Below are 25,464 nucleotides of genomic sequence, written 5' to 3'. Positions count from 1 at the left end.
ACTGTAGATATAAAGAAGGTCGCCTTGGCGACCCTTCCTGTTAAAAACTATTGATACACTTATTCAACTTCGGCGGCTGCTGCTTCATCTGACCATAGACAGGCCCCGGATACTCGACAGTGTTGTTTACGACAAACCGAATATCGCGCATAGTATTGAAGCTGTTTTTTACTGCGGGCAACAGAACGTTTCGTTCGATGCAGTTTTCGGCCCAAAGGGTAGCAACGGGCTACCGGAACTCATGTTTGACCCCGAAACGCTGGTCATAAATCCTGCCGTAATCGGATATTGGAAACGTTACGCCACTGATTTGCTTTTTCTGTGAATGATAGTTTGCCGGTCTTCCCTTTATAGGAAATGTAAATTGAATACAACAGACTACTAAGGACCAGCCATCGCCAAATGGAATGAAGAAAAAGAAGAAATGGATACATATCAGGGAGTTTGAAATCTTTTATCGTTTATAAATTCTTTATCAGTCAGTGTTTTTAAAAATGCCAGGATCTTATTTTGCTCTTTCAAATTGAGTACGATGCCTAACTTGCCATTTCGTTTCAGTTCAGGATCAAGGTTGGGATTTGGTTCGACACCATGATCGTAATGCGCCAACACCTCATTCAGCGTTGGAAATCTGCCATCATGCATATAAGGAGCTGTTACCTCGACGTTCCTTAAAGATGGTACCCGGAACTTGCCAAAATCTTTGGCTGTATGGGTTAAACTGTCTCTTCCCTTGTCCAGAGACCGGATATCCAGGCCATTGTTACGATAACTGCGGTCGGTGAACAATGGCTCCTGATGGCAAGAACTGCATTTTTGTTTGAACAGCGTATATCCCTGCAATTCTTCCTCATTGAAATTTCCTCCCGGCTCTTTGCGTACGTACTTATCATATTTGGAATTGGCGGAAACTAACATGGCCATAAATTGGACAAGAGCATTCAAAATATATTTGGATTTGATGGTGCTGTCACTAAATGCTTCCTGAAACAACACAGGATAAACTTTTAACGCCTGAAGTCTCTTACTGATTTGATCAGGATCATTTGCCATTTCGCAGGGATTAATAATCGCATTATGGGAAGTAAGCTTAAATTGATCAATGCGGCCGTCCCACATAAATCCCTGCTGCCAGGCCAGATTAAATAAAGCGGGGGCATTTCTTGTTCCTGTGCAACCTTTAATGCCACGACTAACCGGGAGATTAAGATTTGAAAATGCGGCAAAAGATTGGTGGCAAGTGCCGCAGGATATGGATTGATCAAGTGATAATTGCCGATCATAAAACAAGATGCGGCCGAGTTTAAATCCTGCCGGCGTTACTTTATTTCCTCTAAAATCATAAGTTGGTTTCGGGAAATTCCCTGGCACTGAAAATGCTGCCTTTGCTTCTCGTGCGTTATAATCGATCTCGGTTGGTCGAAGAGTATAAGCAAAATAGCCGATGATCAGGTTGATCAGTAAGATGATAATTATCAACTTCTTTTTCATTAATAGCGAGACAACACCAATCAGAGCAGGAACATAAATAGTCCGGTTAACAAATGATCAGGCTGCAGATTTTAAAATTTATCCTGTAATTACTTGCCTTGTTTTGTCTCTGCGAGCAATATGTCCATGTCACTCATCAACTGCTCTACCTGTTCAGTTTTAGTTCCGTCATATGCCCCCCTCACACGTTTGTCCTTATCTACCAGTACCAGGTAGCCCTGATGAACATAGCCGCCGGGGGCTTTGCTATCTTCGCCAACGGAAACCAGATAATTGTTTTTCGCAAGCCCATATATACTTTCCTTAGGACCACGGACGAATTGCCATTGAGAGCCGCTGACACCTAATTTTGTAGCATAACTTTTAAGAACATGTGGAACATCATACTTGTAGTCAATGCTATGAGATAGCAGCATTACCTCGCTATTACCTTTATACTTTTCGTAAACTTTCATCAAATTGCGATGCATTACCGGGCAAATGGAAGGACATGACGTAAAGAAGAAATCTGAAACATAAATCTTCCCGTCGAACAGATGATTTGAAATGGTTATGCTGTCCTGATTGATAAAACTAAATGCCGGTATCGTTTGATAAATGGTATCTACTATTTTTTTTTCGTCCACCAAGCGGTTTACTGCTTGACGATTACCGAAAATGGGAAGTTTACGTAGTGTTTCTTTGCAAGCGGTTATGACTACAGCAATCAAAAACAAATAAATAATTCTTTTCATAATATTAAGATTTAAAGGTTGATCCTATTTTTTTGCTGAAGTTGTCTGAATATGAAGCTTTGCAAACAATTCATTCGGGGCTGCAATCGCGATTTTGTAATCGTTGTCTAAACTGTTTAATTTATCAGCCTCTTTTTTGAAATAAGCGTTAGTTTCCTCCAGGGACTTTCCTTTATATTCTGGCTGGTAATTATGCATCCAATCTTCCATTTTATCGTCAGCCTCAGCTAAATGGTGTTTTAATCTTGTGATCTCTTTACTTGCTGCCAGGGTATCGGTGATCAAATGCCCGGTACGAAAATGGCTCAGCTTTAAAGTGTCTAATTGCATTTTAATTGAGACTGCTTGTTCACTCTTAGCCATCAGCTGGTCGTGTTTTTCAAGAATTTGTTTGCGGGGATCAGGGCCTTTCGCTTGTTCAGTGCAAGCTGCCAGGAGACTTAACAGGCTTGCCAATGCCAATCGATATGTTATAGTTCTGTTCATTTTTGGATGTTATTTAAATTTTTTTAGCTCTCGTACTTATATAATTGTTTTCACGGATCATTTTCCAGGCTTTGATCGGGTTGAGCTCGTTTTTGAGGATTCTTCTGTCTATATAGAATGTCCCAAATGGGATGAGACAGCTTATTAAGACTTTTCGGGTCATTACCTTGAACTTCCACCGATGTTCAGCAGCTACAATGAAGGTATTAGCGATGAACCAAACGGTAAGAACTATGTGGACTGGAGAAAGCGTCCATAACATATTTGGTTGTCCAAGAATGATTTTGAGTGGCAGCGCAGCACCCAGCAAAAGAATTAAAGAAATTCCTACCGCATGTGCACTTACCCTTAAACGCCCCATTGGCGTTTCAAAAATCATTTCCATATTAACACCAGTTTCACAACATACTACATAGTATGTTTTATCTCAATTCACTTTACTAAACATGATAATCTGAGATTATATCATGTCAATCTCAATTCATTATTATTTGCGACGATAATAGTTAAAAATCTGTACACCATCATGGTGGTTCCCGAACAGAATAACCAGAGTCGTGCTATATAGGGAGGATTAAATTTCAAATCGATAAATCATCATTCCGCCCCGCTGTAGTTTAAATTATCTAAGGGATATAGCTCATCCAAACCGATATCACTTAATGGAGTTCTAAATGCACGTCGGTAATCAGATGGTGTAGTCATCAGCAATCTTAAAAACGTTCGCCGCATCGTACTTAAACCTCCCAAACCGCATATTTCAGCGATTTGCTCCAATGATTGATCAGTGTCTTCCAATAATTTTCTGGCCTGCTCAACCCGGATTTTTTCAACATACTTAGCTGGAGGCATACCGGTCTGCTTATGAAATACCCTTGTAAAATTCCGGGTGCTCATGTTCAGGTGGTCTGCGATCCTGCGAACATCCAATATTTCATGTAAATGTTCGAGCACCCAATTGCGTAATTTTTGACTTAGACCTGAAGTTTCGTATGAAGGAAGAAGACTTCCGAACTGGCTTTGGTATCCAGGTCTATATAAATATACCACCAGTTCTCGAGCCACCCTAATGGCGAGTTCTTTTCCGAAGTCTTCCTCAACCATTGCCAAAGCCATATCAATTCCGGATGAAACGCCGCCTGAAGTATAAATATGTCCGTCTTTAGCAAAAAATAGATTAGTATCAACGTTTATTTGCGGATAACTCTGCTTTAGCTTTTCATTCAGGTTCCAGTGCGTTGTCACTTTACGTTTATCTATAAGGCCGGCTTTTGCCAGTGCGAATGCGCCAGCACATACCGATGCTATCCTACGAGTGTTTTTATCCGTCCTTTTCCCAAGCCATTTATAAAATGGTTCAAAAGGATCAGCTGCTTTTTCCCGGAATTCATAATTAGATATAATGAGTGTATCTATAGGTGACTTAATATCGATTGCACTAATTGGACATAATATTTCCATTCCTGCCCCTGTAGTTACCTTTTTATTGGACGTTGGCGAAGCGATCTGAACATCATAACCATCGTTTAACCCTGATTCCTGAAGAAATATACTGGCAGTGGTAAAAACGTCGGCAGGACCTACAAAATCCATGAGCATACGACCTGTCATCGCAACGATGACGACCTTTTTTGTTTGCTTAATGTTAATGGAATTTAAAATCTCATCTTTCATGACTACAAATTTACGTGGTGAGTTGGTTGTCTCAAAGGACATAAATAGCGCAATTTAGGCCATTTTAAAGTTTCGCATAGTATTGTTCCGTCAAAAAAATAAATAAAGCTAAATAATTGATAGTTTGAAATTTACAAACTAAAAAAGACTCTTTTTTAATCTGAAAATGTAAGAGACAAAAACTTTTTAGACATGACTTTTCCAGATTGATGATTATGTGAGGTTATAAAAACATGCAAAACATAAATAACTTTGCACCATACTAATCAGTATGAAAATATCAAAAGCAGAGTCAACAAGAATAGAAATTTTAAGGAATGCGTTTGATTTGATCTATCAAAAGGGTTACCAGGCTACGAGTATCGACGACATACTAGTAAAACTGCAGGTAACCAAAGGCGCATTCTACTATCATTTCAAAAGCAAGGAAGAAATGGGTATTGCACTGATATCTGATGTCATGCACAAGGAACTTTGGCCTGCATTAAAAAAGTCTATTGGCTCAACTAATGATTTCAGAAAGAATCTTTATAAGATGCTGAAAGATCTCCTTATTGGACACCCTATAATGACTTGCGAATATGGTTGCCCTTCAGTTAACCTGATCCAGGAAATGGCACCCTTAAATGAACGCTTTCGTAAAGCGCTAAAAAAGAACCTGAACGAATGGCAGAATCTAATCGAGGAGGAAATTATTAGAGCCCAGGGTGCAGGTCAATTAAGTAAAGATCATGATCCGAAAATAATTGCATTGTACGTGATCACATTATATCATGGTGTCCGCAACATGGGAAAAGTACTAGGCAAAACTTATTATGCAACCTTTTTGAAGGAATTTGAAAATTATCTTAACTCATTAAAATAAATTTTTTTACGATTAAACATACCATGTAGTATGTAACCAAAACTACGATGACCATTCAAATCTCCTGCCCTAAAACATACTATGTGGTATGTTATGTTTTTCTTACAGATCACCTTACAATGCTGTCATTTGACAATTATTTTAACTGGTTAGCTCTAGAACCCAATGTATTAATGAATCCTACAATCACCACTATATTCTTAAACTAATGTTACAAAGAAATTACAAGTATCTAATATGGGCGCTTAGCATCGCTATCAATGGTCTTATCGCACTCGCGTTTTTCCTGCCAAAAATCACAGTATTGGGCGGACACGATTTCTCAAAACTTCCGTTACTTAACGCGCTATTAAACGGTCTTACCTTTTGTTCCCTGATGATTGCGCTTCTTGCAATACGTCGTAAAAAGATACCCCTACACCGAACTTTTGTGTTTCTGGCATTTTTATTTACTTCTTTATTTCTGTTTTCTTATTTGCTTTATCACTTTTCCACGCCCTCTACCAAATATGGCGGCGACGGAATACTCCGGGTAGTTTATTTTTTCATTTTGGTTACCCATGTTTTCCTGGCTGCCCTGATCGTACCGCTTGCGCTGCTAACCATGGCTTTCGGATTAAACGGTCAGATTGACCGGCACCGGAAAATTGCCAGATGGACAATGCCGATCTGGTTGTACGTCAGTTCCACCGGGGTCATTGTATACCTGCTTATTTCACCTTATTACCACTATTAAACATGAGAGCACCGATCATAGATCAGGCAAAAAAGCTATCGGTGAGATTTGGCTTAACGTTCATTTTAGCACACATTTCTAATATATCAAATCAATTTTTTATGAAAAAAAAGCTGTTACATGGAATGATAATTCCGGCTATCATATTTTCCTCCTGTACATCAGGAAACCAGCAGGCGCAGAATACTGCTACGCCTGAAGTTCCGGTGTCCATAGTAAATCAGACCGATGCGGTGGTTTATACAGAATACCCGGCAAAATTAGAAGGCCAGACCGATGTGGAAATTCGCTCTCAGGTCAATGGAATCCTGGATAAAATATTTGTAGAAGAGGGCGCATATGTGGAGAAAGGAACATCACTTTTTCAGATTGATGCCCGTCCATATCAAGAAGTATATAATAATGCCCAGGCCGAATTACTAGCTGCGAAAGCAGATGTTGCAACTTCAAGAATAGAAGTAGAAAAATTGACCGCGCTTGTACAAAATAAAGTAATTTCATCCTATCAACTGAAGAGTGCACAGGCAGCTTATGATGCTGCAGCGGCGCGTGAAAGACAAGCACTGGCAAAAAGCGGTAATGCCAAAATCACCCTGGGTTTTGCAACAATCAAAGCCCCGGTTAGCGGTTACATTGGTCGTCTTGGGAAGAAAACCGGCAGTCTGGTGGCTCCATCTGATGCTCAACCACTATCTTATTTGTCCGATAACCGGGAAGTGCATGCCTACTTTTCTGTTGGTGAAGCCGACTTTGTCGCCTTCAAAGATGGATTAAAGGGAAATTCTATCTCAGAAAAATTAAAAAATGCTTCAGCGGTTACCATGATGCTTTCCGGAGGTACAGCTTATCCGCAAACCGGTAAACTAGATATGGTGGATGCCGCATTCGATAAATCTACCGGGGCAATTACACTACGAGCTACCTTTCCCAATAAACAGGGTTTGCTTCGTTCTGGAAACTCAGGCAGAATCAAACTGGGACTAAAACAATCCGGCGTCATCGCAGTACCTCAGGCAGCAACCTTCGAGCTGCAGGACAAAACCTTTGCCTTCATAGTCGATAAAAGTAATCAGACCCGGCAAGTTGCCCTAACCATTTCAGGTTCAATCGGAAACATTTATTACATCTCTGGTGGCCTGAAGACAGGTGACCGTCTGGTATTAAAAGGTCTGGAATCCCTCAAAGATGGTATGCCGGTTAAACCTGAAATATCTAATGAAAAAATGGCCAGCAATTAATCCCTAATTATTACATCATGTTAAAAGTTTTTATCGATAAGCCGGTTATCGCCACGGTGGTCTCCATCATGCTGGTAATTCTCGGTGCGGTAGGCCTGATGGGTCTGCCTATACAACAATTCCCTGATATTGCCCCACCTGTCGTACAGGTATCTGCCAATTATCCCGGCGCAAATGCCGAAACGATGGTACGTGCGGTAGCGCCGCCATTGGAGGAAGCAATCAACGGGGTTGAAAATATGACCTATATGAGTTCCACTTCGAGCAACGATGGAACCTTGACTATTTCAGTTTACTTTAAATTAGGTACTGATCCTGACCAGGCGGCGGTAAATGTACAGAACCGCGTATCATCGGCAACAGGGCTTTTACCACCTGAAGTGGTTCAGGCCGGTATTACCACGCAAAAGGTACAAAATTCGCTCATTATGGCCATTAACCTGATGAGTGATAAGCCTAAATTGTATGATGCAACATATCTGACAAACTACGCACAAATCAACATAATTCCTGAGCTTAAAAGGATACAGGGCGTTGGCCAGGTAACTTTTTTCGGCAGCAATAAGGATTATTCCATGCGTATTTGGCTAAATCCGTCACAAATGGCTGCTTACAACATTACCCCAACAGAGGTAATGACAGCTGTCAAAAGCAAAAATCAGGAAGCAGCCCCTGGTAGATTTGGTGAGTCAAGCAATCGCTCATTTGAATACGTGCTAAAATATCCCGGAAAATATACCAAACCGGAAGAATATGGCAATATGATAATCAGGGCGAATCCCGATGGCAGTATGCTCAAGCTCAAAGACGTTGCCAAGGTAGAGCTGGGCAGCTATACTTACAGTTCGCTTAATACGGTAAATGATAAGCAAAGTGTTTTGTTCCAGGTTATACAATTACCTGGTACAAATTCAAGGGAAATACAAACCAAGGTTGCTGAGTTTCTAAAAAAAGCGGAGAAAGATTTTCCACCGGGAATTAAACAGCAGATACTTTATAATACCAAAGATATGCTGGATCAATCCATTGACCAGGTGGAGCATACCTTGCTAGAAGCCTTCGTTCTCGTTTTTATGGTAGTTTACCTGTTCCTTCAGGACTTCCGCTCCACATTAATTCCTGCGATAGCTGTGCCCGTGGCACTCATTGGAACCTTCTTTTTTATGTCTGTATTTGGGTTCTCCATCAACCTTCTAACCTTATTTGCGTTGGTGCTCGCCATCGGCATTGTGGTGGATGATGCCATAGTCGTAGTCGAAGCTGTACATTCTAAATTAGAGCATCGGAATATGTCGCCAAAGAAAGCCACTATGTCCGCCATGCATGAAATAACCGGCGCGATCATTTCAATTACATTGGTCATGGCGGCTGTATTTCTTCCGGTAGGCTTTATGAAAGGCTCGGCTGGCGTGTTTTACCGGCAGTTCGCGTTCACCCTAGCCATTGCTATATCCATATCAGCGCTGAATGCGCTAACACTCAGCCCAGCCTTATGTGCTTTATTACTGAAAGATGTAAATCATGATCACCATGAAAAGCCAAAAACTTTTAAACAGCGCTTTTTCTTTGGTTTTAATAAAGGATTTGAGCATGTGACCGGTAAGTATGTTGGAGCAGTTAAGAAAATGATCCAATTCAAGTGGGTGAGTATGGCAGGGCTTGTGCTTGTTGTTCTGATAACCGGGTGGCTGATTCGCATAACCCCTACAGGCTTTATTCCGTCAGAAGATTTAGGCTTTATCGCCATATCTGTGAACCTTCCTCCAGGATCTTCTATGAACAGAACTCAGGCAATTCTGGATGAAGCGGCTAACAAAGTGAGAGATATGAAAGCAAAATTCGCTTTCAATGAAGTGGCAGGTTTCAATGTTTTGACCAGTTCAACAAGCCCTTCATCCGGTGTTGCTTTCTTCAGGATGAGAAAAGATGGCGAACGGGGTGAAATGAATAATGTCGGGGCAAATATAGCTGAACTGCAAAAGCGCTTAAATACGATAAAGGGTGCCCAATGTTTCGTGTTTTCATTTCCGACTGTGCCGGGATTCAGCAATGTTGATGCACTTGATTTTGTCCTGGAGGATAAGGCAGGCGGTAAACTGGATAAATTTGGCGGGCTCGCGAATCGCTTTATTGCCGAATTAATGAAACGCAAGGAAATCGCTGTTGCGTTTACCACCTTTCGTGCTGATTATCCTCAATATGAAATGGTTCTAGATCACGAAAAGATCGAGCAATTGGAGGTTGATGAGAAGGATGTGTTAAGCACTATGCAATCCTATTTTGGTAGTGCCCAGGTTTCCGATTTTAACCGGTTCGGTAAATATTACCGGGTAATGGTACAGGCAGAGCAGGAAGAGCGTGCCGATCCGGCCTCCATGAATCAAATTTATGTGAAGAATAAAACGGGTAACATGGTTCCTGTTAATACGATGATCAGGTTGAAAAGAGTATATGGCCCGGAAGCCATCACCCGTTATAACCTCTTTAATTCAATCGGCGTCAATGCGGTACCAAAACCAGGCTACAGTACGGGAAGTGCGATCCAGGCAGTTCGCGAAGTTGCCGCAAATGTGCTGCCCGCAGGTTATTCATTCGAATTTTCCGGAATGACAAGAGAGGAGATCTCTTCTGGTGGCCAGTCGGTGATCATTTTTGTGCTCTCGCTATTATTTGTGTACTTCTTATTATGCGCCCAATACAACAGCTATATTCTTCCATTGGCGGTAGTTCTTTCAGTGCCTACCGGTATCATCGGCGTTTTTGTGGCAATTGGGTTGACCGGGATTGATAATAATATATATATCCAGGTAGCCCTTATTATGCTGATCGGACTGCTGGCAAAAAATGCCATCCTGATCGTGGAATTTGCCGTGCAGCGCAGACATGCCGGGCACACATTGGTGGAATCAGCACTGGAGGCTGCAAAACTTCGTATTCGCCCGATCATTATGACTTCTATTGCATTCGTGGCAGGTATTTCTCCAATGATGCGGGCTACCGGCCCTTCTGCTATGGGTAATCATTCCATCAGTATCGGCGCAGCCGGTGGCATGTTGGGCGGGGTTGTCCTGGGTTTATTTATTATTCCTGTTTTGTTTGTGGTTTTCCAGGCCATGCATGAAAAAGTCACTGGAAAGAAAGTTCATTCGGAACCGAATCCTGGACTGGTATTGGAAGCTGAAGCAGTTAATTGAAAAGGATTTAAATATTTTAAATATCTAATGAAAAATTATAATCGAATCATCTTAATTACCGGGTTGCTTTTTACGGTTGCAGGGTGTAAAATCTCTAAAGACGTACAAACACCTAAACCGGAATTACCGGTTGCCTTTAATGGTGAGGCTGGAAAAGATACCGTAGGTATTGGTGCGCTGCCATGGAAAAGCTTTTTCCATGACGATGTATTACAGGCGCTGATCGACAGTGCTCTGATAAAAAACTTCGACATGCGTATCGCATTAAAAAATATAGAAGAAGCGCAGCAAGTTGTAAGACAATCAAAATGGAACAATGCGCCGACAGTGAATTTAAGCGCGACGGCCAGCACGAATATTCCTTCAAAATACAGCCTAAATGGTTTAACTGCAAGTCAGTTTTTAGGTTCTAATCATATTGAGGATTATGCTGCCGGCGCAAGCCTCTCCTGGGAAGCGGATATATGGGGAAGGATTCGCAATACCAATAAAGCGGCTCTGGCTACTTACCTGCAAAGCAATGAAGCAAGGAAAACCTTGCAGACTGATATTATTGCCAGCGTGTCTAAAGGATATTTTAACCTGCTCATGTTGGATGAACAACTGCGGGTCGCAAAGCATAATATGGCATTAAATGATAGTACTTTGCACATAGTCGGCGTACAGTATAATTTCGGGCAGGTTACCTCCCTGGCAGTTCAGCAGGCACAGGCACAGCAACTGGCAGCGGCTGAGCTGGTTCCTCAATTGGAACAAGAGATTGCATTACAGGAAAATGCACTGCAAATTCTTGCCGGCCAACTCCCAGGCACTGTCCGACGCCACGCCATCCTTGATGATATCAAGTTCCCTTTAGAACTATCAACGGGTATTCCCTCGGTTGTGGTTCGTCAAAGACCAGATGTTAAAAGCCGTGAGTTAGACTTAGTGATCGCAAATGCGAAAGTAGGAATCAACAAAGCTCAAATGTATCCTGCACTTCGGATTACTGCAAGCGGAGGAGCCAATGCCCTGAAAGCCAGTGATTGGTTCAATATTCCCGGCTCACTCTTTGGCGTAGTCGGCGCGAGTGTGCTTCAGCCATTGCTGCAGCATAAAGAATTAAGTACACAGTATAAAATAGCCGGTATTGAGCGGGAGAAAACAGTTATACTGTTTAGGCAAACCGTATTAAAAGCAGTTGGTGAGGTATCAGATGCGATGGTAAAAATTGAGAAATTAAAACACCAGGATCTAATCGCAGCTCAACGTGTTGCAACGCTTCAGCGAGCGACTGCCAACGCCAATTCACTGTTTCAAAACGGCATGACCAACTACCTGGAAGTAATCACTGCACAGGGAAACGTGCTGCAAAGCGAGCTTGAATTAGCATCCGTCAAACGGCAGGAACTATCCGCAATTACTGATCTGTACCGCAGCCTGGGTGGCGGGACTAATTGATTGAGATTACTAATAAGGACAATATGAAAATGATTTATCATTCCTGGTGGAAATGGACGGCATTAGTGCTGATATTTTCTTCAATTTTTACAGGTTTGCTGTTGCCGGTACCACGTCTAGCCATATTACATGAAACCATACGTAATTTATATTTTCATGTACCTATGTGGATGGGCATGCTAACTGTTTTTATCATATCAGTATTCTATAGCATCAATTATTTGCGAACGGGTAAACAGGAATATGACCTGGCATCTGCTGAATGTGTAAAAACAGGCTTGTTTTTCTATGCGATGGGGTTAATCACCGGGATGATTTGGGCTAAGTTTACCTGGGGTGATTATTGGAGTAATGATCCTAAGCAAAACAGCGCAGCGATCGGCTGCCTGCTTTATTGCGCATATATGATTTTGAGAAACTCCATTGAAGAAGAACAGAAACGCGGGAAGATAGCGGCCATTTATAATATTTTTGCATTTCCGATAATGGTGGTCCTGATATTTATCTTACCAAGAATGACTGATTCGCTGCATCCGGGCAGCGGAGGTAATTCCGCTTTCGGGAAATATGATCTGGACAATGGCATGAAGGTCGCGTTTTATCCGGCCATGTTGGGATGGAGCTTGGTTGCTATCTGGATCGCTACTCTCCGCTACCGGATGCAGCTGATCGATTATAATCAAAATCAAGTTACTTAAAAATACAGGCCGGCGGAAGTAAGCGATAGGCCGTTTATAAATTAACCATGAAAAAAATTAGTAGCCTGGTCTTATTTCTTTTAAGTACCGTAACCGCTTTTGGGCAAAGCGGACAAGCAATTGAGATGGCTGATACATTACGCAGGGATGGCAAAATATGGGTGGTTGTAGCAACTATTGCCGTATCGTTTGCCGGCCTTGCCATATATCTGATAAGGATCGACAGGAAGCTGAACCGCCTGGAAAGGGTACAAAAGGATAATGCACGGCATTAATTAGTTAACAATAAAATTAAAGTGTCATGATTCAAGAAGAATTAAGAAAACAAACTACCGCAGCGCATCAGCAATTGGAAAAATTGGTAGTTGCCCGACTAAAATCTATACGCAGCAACCAAGATTACGCCAACCTGCTGAAAATCTTTTATGCCTATTTTATTCGCCTGGAGGAAGCTATCAAGCCATACATTTCGGCTGAAGTTCTGCCTGATTATGCGGACCGCAGACACGCGGTCAGCCTTGCGAATGACATTGTATCCCTGGGATCTTCGCTGACAAAACTGCCAAAGGTAACTGTCCCTGTAATTGATAGCCCAATTAAAGCCCTTGGCGCCCTATATGTAATGGAAGGTTCTGTGATGGGCGGAACAATTATCATCCAGATGCTTGCGAAGCACGGACTAACAGAAGGCATTTCTTTTTTTAGGGGTTATGGTTCTGAAACCGGGGTTAAATGGGCTTCTTTTACATCGGTACTAGACCGATATATTCACAGGGACTTCGGACAGGAAGCAATTGAGTCGGCAAACCAAACTTTCTCAAATTTTGCGAATGTCTTCATGCAGACCTTGAACATCCCTGTTTGATTTAAATCAAATTTAACTTATAACTATAAAAAACATTCCTGCTATTGCTACCTGATGCTTTGATATATATAAGCAAGGGTATTTATTGATGTCATAGGTTGGAATGCAGATGAGGGTGATCGTACTTTTCATCACACTATAATTGAATTTATTCGTGAAAAAGACCGTAATAGGTTGTGTAAAAAATAAAATGGTAGTTGTATACAGGACAAATATTAATAATAAACGGCAATTTAAGACAGTAAATCGCTTGCTGTGCAGACTATTTAACGATCTGCAAATCAATATTGATTTGGAAGATAATGAAAAGGTATTGCGATTGGAAGGAAAGGACATTATAAGTGCCGAGGTCATAAATAGCCTCGGCAAAATTGGTTTCCTATGTCAGGTAATGTATTGGTAATAACTTTTTATTATAATGAATTTCTTACCAAATGGTAATGGTTAAATGCTGGGCACTCCTGAACTTTGAGCAAAATAAAAGTTATGAATGACAGAAAAGTTTTGCTTACCGGGGTAACAGGTTTTTTAGGCTCGCACACAGCGATCCAGCTTTTAAACAAGGGATACGATGTTATTGGAACGGTGCGGGCTAAAAATAGAATTGATTCGATTAAAGAAGTGATTGCTGCCCACACCGACCATGTTCATAAACTCACATTTGCAGTTGCTGACCTAAGCGACAGGGGTATTTGGACCGAATTAACCCAGGGCGTGGAGTTTGTTCAACATGTCGCATCTCCTTTTCCAAGAGAGTTGCCTAAACATGAAGATGAATTAATCATTCCTGCTAAAAATGGGGCATTAAATATTTTGAAGGCTGCGGCAGCAAACAATGTCAAACGGGTAGTGATGACCTCATCACTGGCAGCTATAGCATATGGAAAATCTACAGAAGAACTTAATCAGGTTTTTAATGAAAATGATTGGACGGATATAAACAGAAAAAAAGATATTACCCCTTATTTAAAGAGTAAAACTATTGCTGAAAAAGTCGCCTGGGATTTTATCCGAAACAACCCATCTGGTTTAGAATTGGTAACGGTATGCCCCGGTGCTATACTCGGGCCTGTGATTGAGAACGATTTTGGTACTTCCGCTAATATTGTCATTGCCTTGTTAAACGGCAGCTATCCAGCACTGCCGAAGATTGGGTTTGACGTTGTTGATGTACGCTCAGTTGCTGATTTGCTGATCAGGGCAATGGAAATGCCAAAAGCAGCAGGCAACAGGTATATCGCCGCATCAGAATATTTGACAATGAAGGATGTTTCCAACATACTAAAAGAGCATTATCCTGAACGAAAAATACCTACAGCAGAATTTCCTAATTTTGTAACCAAAGTGATTGCTATGTTTCGGCCTGAACTAAAACCGGTATTGCTCGAAATGGTAAGGAGAAAGACAGATTTAAGCAAAGCCATTAATGAATTGCAATGGCAGCCTTTACCCGCAAGGGAAGCGGTTGTCGCCTGCGCAGAAAGCGTATTGGCACATCATATAGTGAACTGATGGATAAATTAAAATCAGCCTTAGCATTTGGAGGCATTCTGGCCCGTGAGGACATAGATGCGCTGTCTTTAAATTTCAGGCATCGAAAAGTAAAAGCCGGCGAATATGTACAAGAGCTTCACGAAGTGGCCTCTGATATCATCTTCATCAGTAATGGCATCTTAAGAATTTTTGGTATAGATGGCGATGGTAACGACATCACTAAGCATTTTGTGCGCGAAAATCAGTTTTTTGCTAATTTGGAAAGTTACTATTCCAAACTGCCAGCTACTGAGGCCATACAATCGGTAGTAGCAAGCGAGGTTTATACCATTAACTTTTTAACGTTCGAAAGATATCTTAAGGAAATACCCAACTTGTTCATATTCTTCAAAAGTGTTAGCGAAGCTACATTGCTAAGCAAGATCAAAGACAACGATTTTCTGAATTTTGGCGATGCAAAAACGAAATACCTGGAATTATTGAAACGTTACCCCTCATTAGTACAGCAAGTTCCTCAACAGTACATTGCATCTTATTTAAAAATAACCCCGCAGTCATTAAGCCGTATCAGGAAAGAATTATCTCATAATTAATTTTAGCTCCATTTGAAAGTTCGGACCGTCTGCCTGATCATTTCATTTTTCTCCAATTTTATGAATTTTGGGGGTGCGCTAATAAATTGTTTTTATAATCCTTTCAGTTCCCACTAGTAAATCCTCAATCTCAGAAGAGCTAGGTGCCTTTTTTGTATTTTTAATACAAAGATCACGCAAGTCAATAAGGTATTGAATTTGCCTTCCTGTTCCAAAATCATAAACCTCTGCCTTTTGTAATAATTCATTATAATCTTTCAAGGATGAGTTTTTCTTAGGCAACTTAAGATCATACTTAGCCCAAAGGGTCTCAAATGCTGTTGAATTATTGCGCTGCATACACCACCCGCAGAACGGGCGAGTCCGTTTCTTGCGAGTTCATTTGCCGCCACAAGCATTTTATCAAGCAAATCGGCTTGTAAAATTTCGCTTATTTCCGTTATGGTGCTTTCCAGGCGAACCGTTACTGAATCGAGAATATTGAGCTGTTGCTGAACTAAAGGTATTACATCGACTGGCCCGACAATCACTTTTTTATCAAATCCGGAGGTAAGAAATGTGTTTCTAAGATAATCCTCTATCGTATAATTTTCCTTTTTCAATTCTTTACGGCTTTTAGGTACTTCATAAAGCGCCATAAAATCATTAAGCCGTAGCGGGAGAAGTCGCCTGAGGACAATTTGGGCTTCTGAATACCAGGCCTGATATGTATTACTAAAAACGGGTAATGATTTTTTAAAGGTCTCAAAATCCTTTTTTAAGTTATTGGTAAAATGAGCTTCCATTTGTTCAGGATAAACTTCAACCTGAATAGCATTAACAAGATTCACTCCCTGGTTACGAAGTCTTTTAATATCGATAGCAAGTTGTTCCGTTTGTGTCCTAGGGAGCTAATTTAGCTAGGTATATAATCAACACAAATGAAAATTTATCATTTGAATTCGGTTAGTAAGATTGTCGCTGTAAATCAAGTGAATATTTTTTTCAAAAATGGCTTGGTGATTATTTCGGGCCTGAAACGACGTACCGATTATTAAATAGTTAATTTCATAACTATGACATAAATGGCCTAAACTGTATAATTTATGTCCTTTGAGACAGTTTAAATATGTGCTAAATTTGAATCATGAATCAGGATTTTGTACATCCAAGCAAAAAGCGTGTCATCATTGTAGCCATGACTGGCAACATGCTCCTCAATTTTTCGGGTCCCGCGGACGTATTTATCAACGCTGAAAAATACTTGGAAGATTGCGGTATTTTTGATGGTTATGACGTTAAAGTAGTTTCTCCCGGTTCAAACAAAAAAGTAGATTCAGCTGCTGGGTTTTGTATAAATTGTGAATACTCAGTAGCGGATATACAGGATTCAATTGACACCCTGATCATAGCAGGGAATGATTCAAGAGAGGCGAGTCAGCTGAGCTTAATTGAGTTTTACAATTGGTTAGCAACCAGAAATGAACAAAATACCCGCCGTATAGCTTCAATTTGTGGAGGTGCATTTGTTTTAGCAAAGGCCGGAATATTACATGGCCGCAAAGCAACTACACATTGGCAATCGAGCGAGCGGCTAAGCAAAACCTACCCGGATGTTGAAGTTAATTCGAATCCATTTTTTACCAAAGATGGCTATGTTTATACATCAGCTGGTGTTTCGTCTGGAATTGATTTGTCTTTGGCCATGGTTGAAGAGGACTATAATAGAGACATTGCTATCCACGTAGCTAGAAAATTAGTTTACTATTTAAGCAGGCCAGGTTTCCAGGCACAATTTGGTATCCTGTTGCCGGTTTACGAAAGCGATAACATCGGCCAAAAAACACAAAACTGGCTTAACGAACATTTACATGAAAAATTGGATGTCAGCCAAATTGCCAGCCAACTGAATATGAGCACTCGAAATTTCACGCGCGTGTTTCATCGCGAAACAGGTATGCCGCCGGCTAAGTTTGTCGAGAAACTACGGGTTGAAGCTGCCCGCAAATATTTGGAGGACACTGACATTTCCCTGGAAAGGTTAGCTGAGCTATGCGGCCTAGGTGGCCTGGTATCCATGCGCCGAACGTTTTTGAGACATTTGAATACTACGCCCTCTGACTATCGAAGGGCGTTTAGAACATCACTTAAAGATTCCGGAATAACTGAGTTACTTAGCCAAGATGTGGCTAGTCTCGCTAATACACGATAGGCAATTTATTGAGGCAAAACAAATGCTTTGACTTAAACAAAGTGTATTTAATTCCCCATGCTCTTACTTTTTAATAATACATAAAACATAACAATATGAAAATTGCAATTAATGGATTTGGCCGCATTGGCAGAATGACTTTGCGTGCTTTACAGGATAAACCGAACATAGAAGTTGTCGCAATAAACGATTTAACTGATATAGATACACTGGTGCATTTACTTAAATATGATACAGCTCACAGCCGTTTTCCCGGAGAGGTTAGTGCTGATGGAGACAAGCTGGTTGTTAACGGAAAACGAATTAAACTATTGAGCGAAAGAGATCCTGAAAAATTGCCTTGGGGTGAGTTAGGAATTGAGCGGGTGATTGAGTCGACCGGAAGATTTACCGATAAAAAAGCTGCCGAAGCGCACATTCGCGCAGGAGCTAAAAAAGTATTGATCACGGCACCTGCGACAGGCGGCATCAAAACCGTTGTCCATGGTGTTAATAATGAATTAATAAGCGATGATGAGATTTATTCTACCGCCTCATGTACCACCGGGAGCCTTGCGCCGGTGCTTCACATATTAGAAAAAGAATATGGAATAGAATCGGGCTATATGGTTACCGTTCACGCTTTTACTGCTGATCAAAACTTACAGGATGCGCCGCACAAGGATCTTCGCCGGGCTCGTGCCGCAGCATATAATATTATCCCAACAACTACCGGCGCAGCAAAGGCTATTGGGGATGTTCTACCGAACCTTAAAGGTAAGCTGGACGGTTACTCATACCGCGTTCCGGTGATTGACGGTTCAATTGTCGATCTGTCGATTAACCTGAAAAAAGAAGTTTCAATAGCTGAAATCAATGAAGTATTAAAACGCTATGCAGACACCACATTAAAAGGAATTATGCAATATACTGAAGAGGCTTTTGTATCGTCAGATATTTTGGGCAACACACACTCATCAATTGTAGATGGATCAATGACCAAAGCTATCGGTAAATTGGTTAAAGTAGTAGCCTGGTATGACAACGAAGTCGGCATATCTAACCGGATATCGGAACTGATCAGCGTAATATAATACCGTCTAAAAACAACAAAAGAGCCGTAGTCGATTTGGTTGCGGCTCTTTTATTAATTAAAGTTTAACAGATTTGTTTTTCAAGATCATAGTTGCTTGATATACTACTTTAATAAGCTCGTTTCTCACCTGTCCAACCTGTATTTATTAGAAATTGTTCCCAGTTCAAAGAGTTAGGATTGATACGTCTACTCCATTGCAAATCTCGGCTTTCTTGAAAATAGCCATATTCAACAGCAAACTCAACCATGCCTGAAAATTCCCTAATCAGGTCATTGTTGTTACTAAATTCCGGGAAGTGTTGAAGAAGTTCTCCACTGGTATAAGCGGAACTGTATACAGCTTTCTTTCTAGTCACTCTTACGAAAGTCTTTACCAAATCCTGTGGTGAAATAATATCTCCAATTACTGGAATTGCTTTGCCAGCATACACATCTGGTTTCGAAAAGATTTCGAGTACTGCCGGACCCGTGGCTGTTCGTGGGTCGACGAACGGGGCTGCTGAATGATATATTAAAAGACAGGCTAAAATCTGCGCAGGTCGATAAAGCTGTTCGTGGCTGGGAGCATAGCAGCGTCCATGCGCCTGTATGGATTGAAATAACCGATTAAAAAATTCTACAGAATTAAAGCTTGTCACTGACTTTTTCAGTAATAGCCTTTGCTTCCTGCTTTGGAATATGTTTACGCAGCACAGCATACAGATTATCCAGGTCGAAAGGCTTGGGAATGTAATCGTCAAACCCATGCCTGTCATACTCATCATTGATGTTGCTGTTGCAGCTCATGGCGATCACTGGCAGGTGCGGGTAAACAGCTTTGACCTGGTGGCAGATTTGAATGCAAATTTTCCCGTCAAGCCTATAATCCAGCATAATAACGTGCGGTTTCAGTTCCTCGATCATATCCATAAAGTTGCTGTCACAATCCTGTACCGAATAAACCTGGTAATTTTCCATCTGCAAAGCTATGGTAAGAATGTCAAGAATTGACTGGTCGGTATCCTGGATGATCACAGTTTCCATTTGGTGGCGGTTTAATGAAGCCAAAAAAAGAATGGAACATTTCCTAAGCGCACAATGCAATTTCTGGGGTCGCGCTAAGGTAGTTATTTAATATCAAACAATTGTCCGTCTGAACACTTCTAAATTATACATCATTCCCTATCTGAAATAGCGGTCCACTTGAGCGTACATTACCTTATCCCTTTTTATGTGAGATATTAATTGTGCTCACTATTTTAATCGATGATAGGAATTTTGCTACTATAGTTTCATATCGGGATGCATCGGTCGTCCATGATTCATTATGGCCTGCATGAGGAAATTCTGCGTATTGTATAGGCCAATGCAATTTTTTCACATTTTGAAGAAAAGTATTGATAGCCGTTAACGGCATAACAGGGTCTGCAGCTCCCTGGAGGATCAGCGTTCTCGGGCGGATTCTTGGGGGAAAGCGGATCGCATCTACGCGGGAAACATCACAATTCATCCGGCTGTCCCACGACAGCAGGCAAGTGTTGTCTTATTATTTGAAAAGACTCGAATTGCTCATTTACACATAGCTACGTTAAAGGCAGGCTAAAATAAAACGTTGAACCTTTGCCTATTTCACTTTCCACCCAAATACGGCCATCATGCCGCTGTATAATTTCCGCGCTAAGGTATAATCCGATGCCGAAACCGGAAATGTGTTTTGCATTTATTTCGTCGACCCGGTAATAGCGCTCAAAAAGTTTTTCGATATCATTGGGCCTGATGCCGATACTCTGGTCCTGGATACTTACCCGGGCTGTATTACCCAATATTTCACATTTAACCTCGATCACCGTTCCTTTTTTTGAGTATTTGATGGCGTTGCTGATCAGATTGGGTTGCCCGCAGGTACAAAGCAGATGTTAAACTGAAAGGTAAACAAGAGCTAAGGAAGTATTAAAGATGTGATAAAATATTGACGAGCCTGCCGAAAGGGTCGCGGACATAAAAACGGCGTACGCCCCAAGGTTCATTAGTCAGCTCATATTCGATAACAAAACCGGCCGTTTTTAATTGGTCATAGGCCATGTCTACCTCATCGACTTCAATGGAGAGATCGGGAACCCTTGTACTATTGCCACCTTCACTGGCGAAGCTGATCTGTACGTCCATCTGTTCAGCGGAACCGTAAGTCACTATCCAACCATGATCCATAAGCACTTCCAAGTTGAGGATATCCTGGTAGAACTGTTTCGCTTTTCCAATATCCTCCGTGGCGATGTTTACTGTAATGCGTTTAACTTTCATGGATTTTATCATTAATTAATGATCTTTGATTCACTTATAAAACATAGCAAAATACCTTTTCCAACTGGCCTGCGGCAGCTTACAGCAATCCAGCATTGAGTTGTCTACTTTTTTCGACCTCCTCCAAACTAACAGGGCGCGGTATTGCGCCGAATCGTCGGTTTCAAAAATAAGTGGAGTGCCATCAAAAATGGCTTCCGCCCGGGGGATATAGCCCTGCTGTAAGCGCATTTCAATTTCTAATTCTTTCCCCTTGTGAGCTACAAGCAGCAATATTGGTTCGTCTATGGATTAAAGATAACATTATGTGTAAATATCGGCATAGCAGCTTGTGATGATGTTATTTGCTTTCATCCAGTAGCCGTAATGTCTCCCAGTCGCGAATCCCGTTATAGAATTTGGCTAATACTTGAGAAAATATAGGATCGGTGTCGGTCAGTGCGTTAAACAAGGTCATGGATGATTTGAGTTTCAGGTCATCCGGACTGCCGAATATCCGCGTAGCGTGGTTATCTTCCAAGTGGATAAGGGCGTTGGATATTTCGACCAGCCGCCGTCCTAATACCGAGTGGCTGAGATAGGCTTCAGCCTCCTGCCTGTTTTTGAGCGCGTAGAACTTAGACGTTTCGCTGTTGCCTAAACCGGCAATCTGTGGAAAGATATACCACATCCAGTGGCTGCGTTTCCTTCCATTTTGGATTTCAGCCAGTGCTGTTGCATAATCCCGCTCCTGGGCGGTTAAAAACCTGCTGAGGTCTTTCACGTTCAATTCTTGCTCGTTCATTTCGGCGTAAAATAAATTAATTGTCCGCTAAATAACAACCCTAAAATGTCAGGTTGACCTATTCCTTCAGTGGTTTGGTAGATTTGGCGATCATCAACCAAAATAAAACGAATTGACAAAAATAGGACTATTATGAGCCATAATTGCATCTGCTTTGGAGAAAATTGGGATGTGTTGAAATACGTTATAAATAGTATCCATATTCGATATAATCAAATTATGATTTTGAAGGTGTCTCATTCGTTTTTTAAGACATTTTTCATCATAATATCAATTTGGTCATCCGTACCTAACTTGAAGATATGCCTGTCGAACTCCATAAAACCGTTTTTCTTATAGAAACTAATCGCCTTGTGATTTTTTTCCCAAACGCCAAGCCATACATGGTTGACACCTACTTGTTGGGCGATCTGGATCGCCTTATTGTATAGTAGCTGACCAACCTTCTTCCCTTGAAATTCCTTCGATACATATATCCGTTCAATTTCCAGCGCATTGTTATCTTTAATTTCTGTTTGAGCCTGCCCGAAGTTTAACTTTAGATAACCTATAACCTCACCATCCAGGACTGCAAAATAAAACTGTGACAATTTATTGCTCAGTTCGGCAGCTAGTGTACCTAAAGAAAAACTCACTTCAATATATTTCGCCATGTTTTCCTCGGTATTAACGGCTGAAAAGGTCTCAGTAAAGGTTTGTCTGCCTATATTTTGAAGCTGTACAACGTCGTCCAGTTTTACGTGATCAATTTTTAAGTTCTCCATAGTACAAATTTACCAGGGTATCAAATGTGATAAAATGCTAATTTCTCATCTATTAATGCGTATATTGCATTAATGCACTTGCAACAGATCAAATACTTTTTAGCATTAACAAAGGAACTTCATTTTTGGAATACGGCTGGAAAGATGAACATCACACAATCCGCCCTCAGTCGTCATATTCAGTCTTTAGAGCGTGAGTTAGGAGTTCAATTATTCGAGCGTAATAAGCGTAATGTTAAACTGACATCGTCAGGTGAATTTTTGAAGGAAAAGTGGGAAGTGAAATTGAACGAGCTTGAGTTTATTCATCAGTCTGCCCGCCAGATGCATTTAGGGGAAAGCGGTATGATAAGAATTGCGCATCCGGATTCAATTTCAGGTTCTATAATACCGGATATAATTGCTCGTATTTCTAATACATTTCCTAAACTTCAAATGGAGTTAGTGCAGCTGCGATATGAAAACCAGCAAGAGTTTCTCAGCAATTATAAGATCGATTTTGCTATTACAAGGGACTTTAATAATGCCCCGAGAATAAGATCAGAAAAAATTCACAGTGATCATTTATCAATTGTAGTTCCGGAGAATCACTTTTACCATACTATAGAAGATCTTTCTAAAGAGACTCTTGCTCAACAAAAATTTATACTCCCGATAAAAAATGAGGACAGCAGCTACAGTGACATCATCCAGCAGATGTTCAGGTCTTTTGATGTCGTACCCGACGATTATCTGCATTCTGAATTCGGATCGACGACCATTGCATTGATTCGGAAAGGGCTTGGTATAGCCATATTACCAGATTCCTACATGTATCATGAGAGTCCGGGATTGCGATTCATCAGGCTTCCTTTTAAAACTGATCTATTCATTAACTGGAGAGCAGATGACCATAACCCGGTACTTTCCAATGTGTTAAAATTGGTCTTACAGTAGGTGCTTTTCAGGTAAGTGGTTACCCCTGCATCAGTTGGTTCATTATCATTCTCATAACCAAAATATAAATCTTCCTGACCGTTGCCATCAATTGCGTTTAAGTAAGCTGTACTTAAAGGCCCCGAATGCTTACCGTCTGTTGTTATCAGTTGAATACCATTTTGTGGTATTATTTAAAAATTGGAATTAATTTGCTTAGCATATTTACTTATTCCAATAACGAAACCACGCATCTCTTGCCTATAATCAATGTTTGCATGCTCAATTACACTCACTTTTTCAGGAATATTCACTTTTTCAGGAGCGATGCCTGCCCCATTTTTTTTGCAAGCAATAAGACCTGCTATCAACAGGACAACAAAGTATTTTTTCATATTTTAAGTAATTTTTTTGTTGCAAAACGAAAGTGTATTGGCATTATTGTCATAATATCCAGGTAACCCGGATCTAAATTCTATGCCAGTCGATAATAAGTTACCATCGGTTGACCCTAATTTATTGTTTCTAGTTTTTCTGTTCTGTTTTTCCATTGTTTTCTTAAAGCGGGTATGATAAAGAGTATGATTATCCCTGAAGCTACTAATGCGTATGCAGCCAATACATGTAACCCTGAATCAGTGGCCCCTGTCCGGAATTCATGCTTAAGCCTTGAACCTGCTATTATTGCGCCTATATAACCCACTGTGCGGTATAGGCCAAAAGAAACCCCAACCTGGTCATCGGCGGCTTCCGCATATAAAGTGGCCTGGTTAGCTATGGTTAGCAAACCCAAAGCTATTCCTAATAGCATTGATGTCCCAATAATGATCACATTTGTACTCTGAGTATTCATTAAAAATAAAACGGCAGATGTAGCAACAATATTAAAGGTTCCAAAGGTTAGCAATCTCATATAATTTTTATACTTGGACACCAACAGACTGGTAATTATAGCAGCAAAGGAAAGAGGCAGCATCATTAATCCCACCTTGGAGGGGTTTATATTTTTTGATTGCTCCAGCCATTGGGGTAATCCATAAAGCACCAGATACATCACAAAGCTGATAGCGATCTGGCGCATAAACGTTATACTCAAAGACAAATTGGTTGTAAGAAGTCTTACATTGATAAATGGCTTTGCCCGTCTGAGCTCGGTTCTGATAAATAACGACAATGAAATCATAATTAAAGGAAGCTGTAGGAGCAGATAGGTTGGGTAAAGTAGCGTAAGTAAAAAGAGGATCAGAAAAGCACTGAAGAAAAATGCCCCGGATAAATCCAGCTCTTTAATTAATTGCCCTGAAGTTTTGATCGGCGCTTTATGCTCCGGTATACCGGTTCCGTTTTTTGATAAGATCAGGGCCAAAATCACCAATGGTATATTGACAAAGAAAATTCCTTTCCAACCAAAATTTTCGGTTAGTATTCCACCAAGAAATGGGCCAAAAGCGAGGGATACCTGTGAGGCGATTGCAATAGTTCCAAGTGCCTTTCCAGGTACTTCAATATTTAAAGCCCTGTATCTTTGCCGGATAAGGGTAATAGAGGATGGGTATGCTGCAGAGGATCCAAATCCCAATACTATACGGGAAACGACCAGCCATATGAAATTCTGCGCATAGACTCCGATCAGGGCAGAGATCAATATTAATATAAACCCAAGGAGGTTGATTTTTTTTGCACTAAAGAGATCTGCCAAACGGCCCATTAAAGGTTGCCCGATTGCGGAAGTAAGATATAGTGGAACAATTAATAAGGCTCCGGTTCCAATGTCCTGCTTAAAAGCGCTGCAAATAGGCACTATAGCTGTTGCCAGCATCGTGGAATTAAGCGGGTTGAGCATATTGCCCAACACCAAGGGAGTCATAAACCTTAGTATTCCTTTGTTATCAAAAGTACGCATGTTTTACTGGTTATACATCGTTGATACCTATGAGTAGCTACAGG

Annotated in this window: 29 protein-coding genes; 13 read left to right on the top strand and 16 right to left on the bottom strand. The window is 40.9% G+C overall.

The window, feature by feature from the left end; translation table 11 throughout:
• Positions 1-435: 435 nt before the first annotated feature.
• The 5 genes from BW976_RS04765 to BW976_RS04745 form a co-directional block, all read right to left on the bottom strand.
• On the bottom strand, positions 436-1,491 hold the full coding sequence (locus BW976_RS04765; protein WP_076370986.1) for a cytochrome-c peroxidase: 1,056 nt from the start codon (positions 1,489-1,491) through the stop codon (positions 436-438).
• A gap of 89 nt (positions 1,492-1,580) precedes the next feature.
• Complete coding sequence (locus tag BW976_RS04760) at positions 1,581-2,225, bottom strand: SCO family protein (RefSeq protein ID WP_076370984.1); 645 nt, start codon at positions 2,223-2,225, stop codon at positions 1,581-1,583.
• A 24-nt stretch (positions 2,226-2,249) separates the two neighbouring features.
• Positions 2,250-2,711, bottom strand: coding sequence for a hypothetical protein (locus BW976_RS04755; RefSeq protein ID WP_076370982.1), 462 nt, complete (start codon positions 2,709-2,711; stop codon positions 2,250-2,252).
• A gap of 13 nt (positions 2,712-2,724) precedes the next feature.
• Positions 2,725-3,096: a DUF3817 domain-containing protein gene (locus BW976_RS04750; RefSeq protein ID WP_084192067.1), complete on the bottom strand. Its 372-nt coding sequence runs from the start codon at positions 3,094-3,096 to the stop codon at positions 2,725-2,727.
• 212 nt (positions 3,097-3,308) lie between these two features.
• A complete protein-coding gene (locus tag BW976_RS04745) occupies positions 3,309-4,385 on the bottom strand; it encodes a GlxA family transcriptional regulator (RefSeq protein ID WP_076371839.1) in 1,077 nt (358 codons plus the stop codon).
• Positions 4,386-4,656: 271 nt separating this feature from the next.
• Here BW976_RS04745 and BW976_RS04740 point away from each other — a divergent pair, with 271 nt between their 5' ends.
• The 10 genes from BW976_RS04740 to BW976_RS04690 all read left to right on the top strand — a co-directional run bounded on the left by BW976_RS04740 (position 4,657) and on the right by BW976_RS04690 (position 15,508).
• A complete protein-coding gene (locus tag BW976_RS04740) occupies positions 4,657-5,250 on the top strand; it encodes a TetR/AcrR family transcriptional regulator (protein ID WP_084192065.1) in 594 nt (197 codons plus the stop codon).
• 208 nt (positions 5,251-5,458) lie between these two features.
• Entirely contained in the window at positions 5,459-5,986 is a 528-nt protein-coding gene (locus BW976_RS04735) for a DUF420 domain-containing protein (RefSeq protein ID WP_076370978.1), read from the top strand.
• A gap of 2 nt (positions 5,987-5,988) precedes the next feature.
• Complete coding sequence (locus BW976_RS04730) at positions 5,989-7,224, top strand: efflux RND transporter periplasmic adaptor subunit (protein WP_245834638.1); 1,236 nt, start codon at positions 5,989-5,991, stop codon at positions 7,222-7,224.
• A 17-nt stretch (positions 7,225-7,241) separates the two neighbouring features.
• On the top strand, positions 7,242-10,418 hold the full coding sequence (locus BW976_RS04725) for an efflux RND transporter permease subunit (RefSeq protein ID WP_076370976.1): 3,177 nt from the start codon (positions 7,242-7,244) through the stop codon (positions 10,416-10,418).
• A gap of 27 nt (positions 10,419-10,445) precedes the next feature.
• Entirely contained in the window at positions 10,446-11,858 is a 1,413-nt protein-coding gene (locus tag BW976_RS04720; protein WP_076370974.1) for an efflux transporter outer membrane subunit, read from the top strand.
• Positions 11,859-11,881: 23 nt separating this feature from the next.
• Positions 11,882-12,556 carry a cytochrome c biogenesis protein CcsA gene (gene ccsA, locus BW976_RS04715; protein WP_076370972.1) on the top strand — a complete coding sequence of 225 codons (675 nt, stop codon included), beginning with the start codon at positions 11,882-11,884 and terminating at the stop codon, positions 12,554-12,556.
• 47 nt (positions 12,557-12,603) lie between these two features.
• Complete coding sequence (locus BW976_RS04710) at positions 12,604-12,831, top strand: CcmD family protein (protein WP_076370970.1); 228 nt, start codon at positions 12,604-12,606, stop codon at positions 12,829-12,831.
• 26 nt (positions 12,832-12,857) lie between these two features.
• Positions 12,858-13,421, top strand: coding sequence for a biliverdin-producing heme oxygenase (locus BW976_RS04705; protein ID WP_076370968.1), 564 nt, complete (start codon positions 12,858-12,860; stop codon positions 13,419-13,421).
• Positions 13,422-13,907: 486 nt separating this feature from the next.
• A complete protein-coding gene (locus BW976_RS04695; protein ID WP_076370964.1) occupies positions 13,908-14,933 on the top strand; it encodes an SDR family oxidoreductase in 1,026 nt (341 codons plus the stop codon).
• A complete protein-coding gene (locus BW976_RS04690; protein ID WP_076370962.1) occupies positions 14,933-15,508 on the top strand; it encodes a Crp/Fnr family transcriptional regulator in 576 nt (191 codons plus the stop codon). The genes BW976_RS04695 and BW976_RS04690 overlap by 1 nt, the downstream gene beginning before the upstream one ends.
• 78 nt (positions 15,509-15,586) lie before the next feature.
• Here the strand turns inward: BW976_RS04690 and BW976_RS04685 are convergent, their stop codons facing one another.
• Both BW976_RS04685 and BW976_RS04680 read right to left on the bottom strand, forming a co-directional pair.
• Complete coding sequence (locus BW976_RS04685; RefSeq protein ID WP_076370960.1) at positions 15,587-15,769, bottom strand: hypothetical protein; 183 nt, start codon at positions 15,767-15,769, stop codon at positions 15,587-15,589.
• Complete coding sequence (locus BW976_RS04680) at positions 15,766-16,293, bottom strand: hypothetical protein (protein ID WP_139332204.1); 528 nt, start codon at positions 16,291-16,293, stop codon at positions 15,766-15,768. Before BW976_RS04680 ends, BW976_RS04685 begins: the two co-directional genes overlap by 4 nt.
• Positions 16,294-16,634: 341 nt before the next feature.
• Here BW976_RS04680 and BW976_RS04675 point away from each other — a divergent pair, with 341 nt between their 5' ends.
• Together BW976_RS04675 and gap are read left to right on the top strand one after the other, a co-directional pair.
• Complete coding sequence (locus BW976_RS04675) at positions 16,635-17,699, top strand: GlxA family transcriptional regulator (protein ID WP_076370956.1); 1,065 nt, start codon at positions 16,635-16,637, stop codon at positions 17,697-17,699.
• A gap of 95 nt (positions 17,700-17,794) precedes the next feature.
• The gene (gene gap / locus BW976_RS04670; protein WP_076370954.1) at positions 17,795-18,772 is read left to right on the top strand and encodes a type I glyceraldehyde-3-phosphate dehydrogenase; all 978 of its coding nucleotides are present in this window, start codon (positions 17,795-17,797) and stop codon (positions 18,770-18,772) included.
• Positions 18,773-18,881: 109 nt separating this feature from the next.
• Here the strand turns inward: gap and BW976_RS28995 are convergent, their stop codons facing one another.
• The 7 genes from BW976_RS28995 to BW976_RS04630 form a co-directional block, all read right to left on the bottom strand.
• On the bottom strand, positions 18,882-19,412 hold the full coding sequence (locus BW976_RS28995; protein ID WP_076370952.1) for an NmrA family NAD(P)-binding protein: 531 nt from the start codon (positions 19,410-19,412) through the stop codon (positions 18,882-18,884).
• On the bottom strand, positions 19,399-19,797 hold the full coding sequence (locus BW976_RS29685) for a response regulator (protein ID WP_076370950.1): 399 nt from the start codon (positions 19,795-19,797) through the stop codon (positions 19,399-19,401). The genes BW976_RS28995 and BW976_RS29685 overlap by 14 nt, the downstream gene beginning before the upstream one ends.
• 539 nt (positions 19,798-20,336) lie before the next feature.
• Positions 20,337-20,636 (bottom strand): sensor histidine kinase, encoded by a 300-nt coding sequence (locus BW976_RS04650; protein WP_262494183.1) that lies wholly within the window; start codon positions 20,634-20,636, stop codon positions 20,337-20,339.
• Positions 20,637-20,703: 67 nt separating this feature from the next.
• Positions 20,704-21,054 (bottom strand): VOC family protein, encoded by a 351-nt coding sequence (locus BW976_RS04645; RefSeq protein WP_076371833.1) that lies wholly within the window; start codon positions 21,052-21,054, stop codon positions 20,704-20,706.
• Positions 21,055-21,084: 30 nt separating this feature from the next.
• Entirely contained in the window at positions 21,085-21,285 is a 201-nt protein-coding gene (locus tag BW976_RS04640; protein ID WP_139332202.1) for a hypothetical protein, read from the bottom strand.
• Between the two features lie 109 nt (positions 21,286-21,394).
• The gene (locus tag BW976_RS04635; protein WP_076370942.1) at positions 21,395-21,838 is read right to left on the bottom strand and encodes a DUF1810 domain-containing protein; all 444 of its coding nucleotides are present in this window, start codon (positions 21,836-21,838) and stop codon (positions 21,395-21,397) included.
• Between the two features lie 236 nt (positions 21,839-22,074).
• A complete protein-coding gene (locus BW976_RS04630) occupies positions 22,075-22,602 on the bottom strand; it encodes a GNAT family N-acetyltransferase (RefSeq protein ID WP_076370940.1) in 528 nt (175 codons plus the stop codon).
• 72 nt (positions 22,603-22,674) lie between these two features.
• Between BW976_RS04630 and BW976_RS04625 the strand changes: the two genes are divergently transcribed.
• The gene (locus tag BW976_RS04625) at positions 22,675-23,538 is read left to right on the top strand and encodes a LysR family transcriptional regulator (protein ID WP_076370938.1); all 864 of its coding nucleotides are present in this window, start codon (positions 22,675-22,677) and stop codon (positions 23,536-23,538) included.
• Between the two features lie 173 nt (positions 23,539-23,711).
• Here BW976_RS04625 and BW976_RS04620 read toward each other — a convergent pair whose 3' ends face one another.
• Both BW976_RS04620 and BW976_RS04615 read right to left on the bottom strand, forming a co-directional pair.
• Entirely contained in the window at positions 23,712-23,912 is a 201-nt protein-coding gene (locus tag BW976_RS04620) for a hypothetical protein (RefSeq protein ID WP_076370936.1), read from the bottom strand.
• A 116-nt stretch (positions 23,913-24,028) separates the two neighbouring features.
• On the bottom strand, positions 24,029-25,420 hold the full coding sequence (locus tag BW976_RS04615) for an MFS transporter (RefSeq protein WP_084192062.1): 1,392 nt from the start codon (positions 25,418-25,420) through the stop codon (positions 24,029-24,031).
• Positions 25,421-25,464: the final 44 nt, after the last annotated feature.

Source organism: Mucilaginibacter lappiensis (genome assembly GCF_900155965.1).
Taxonomy (GTDB): domain Bacteria; phylum Bacteroidota; class Bacteroidia; order Sphingobacteriales; family Sphingobacteriaceae; genus Mucilaginibacter; species Mucilaginibacter lappiensis.
This window is presented reverse-complemented; position numbering and strand designations above follow the sequence as displayed.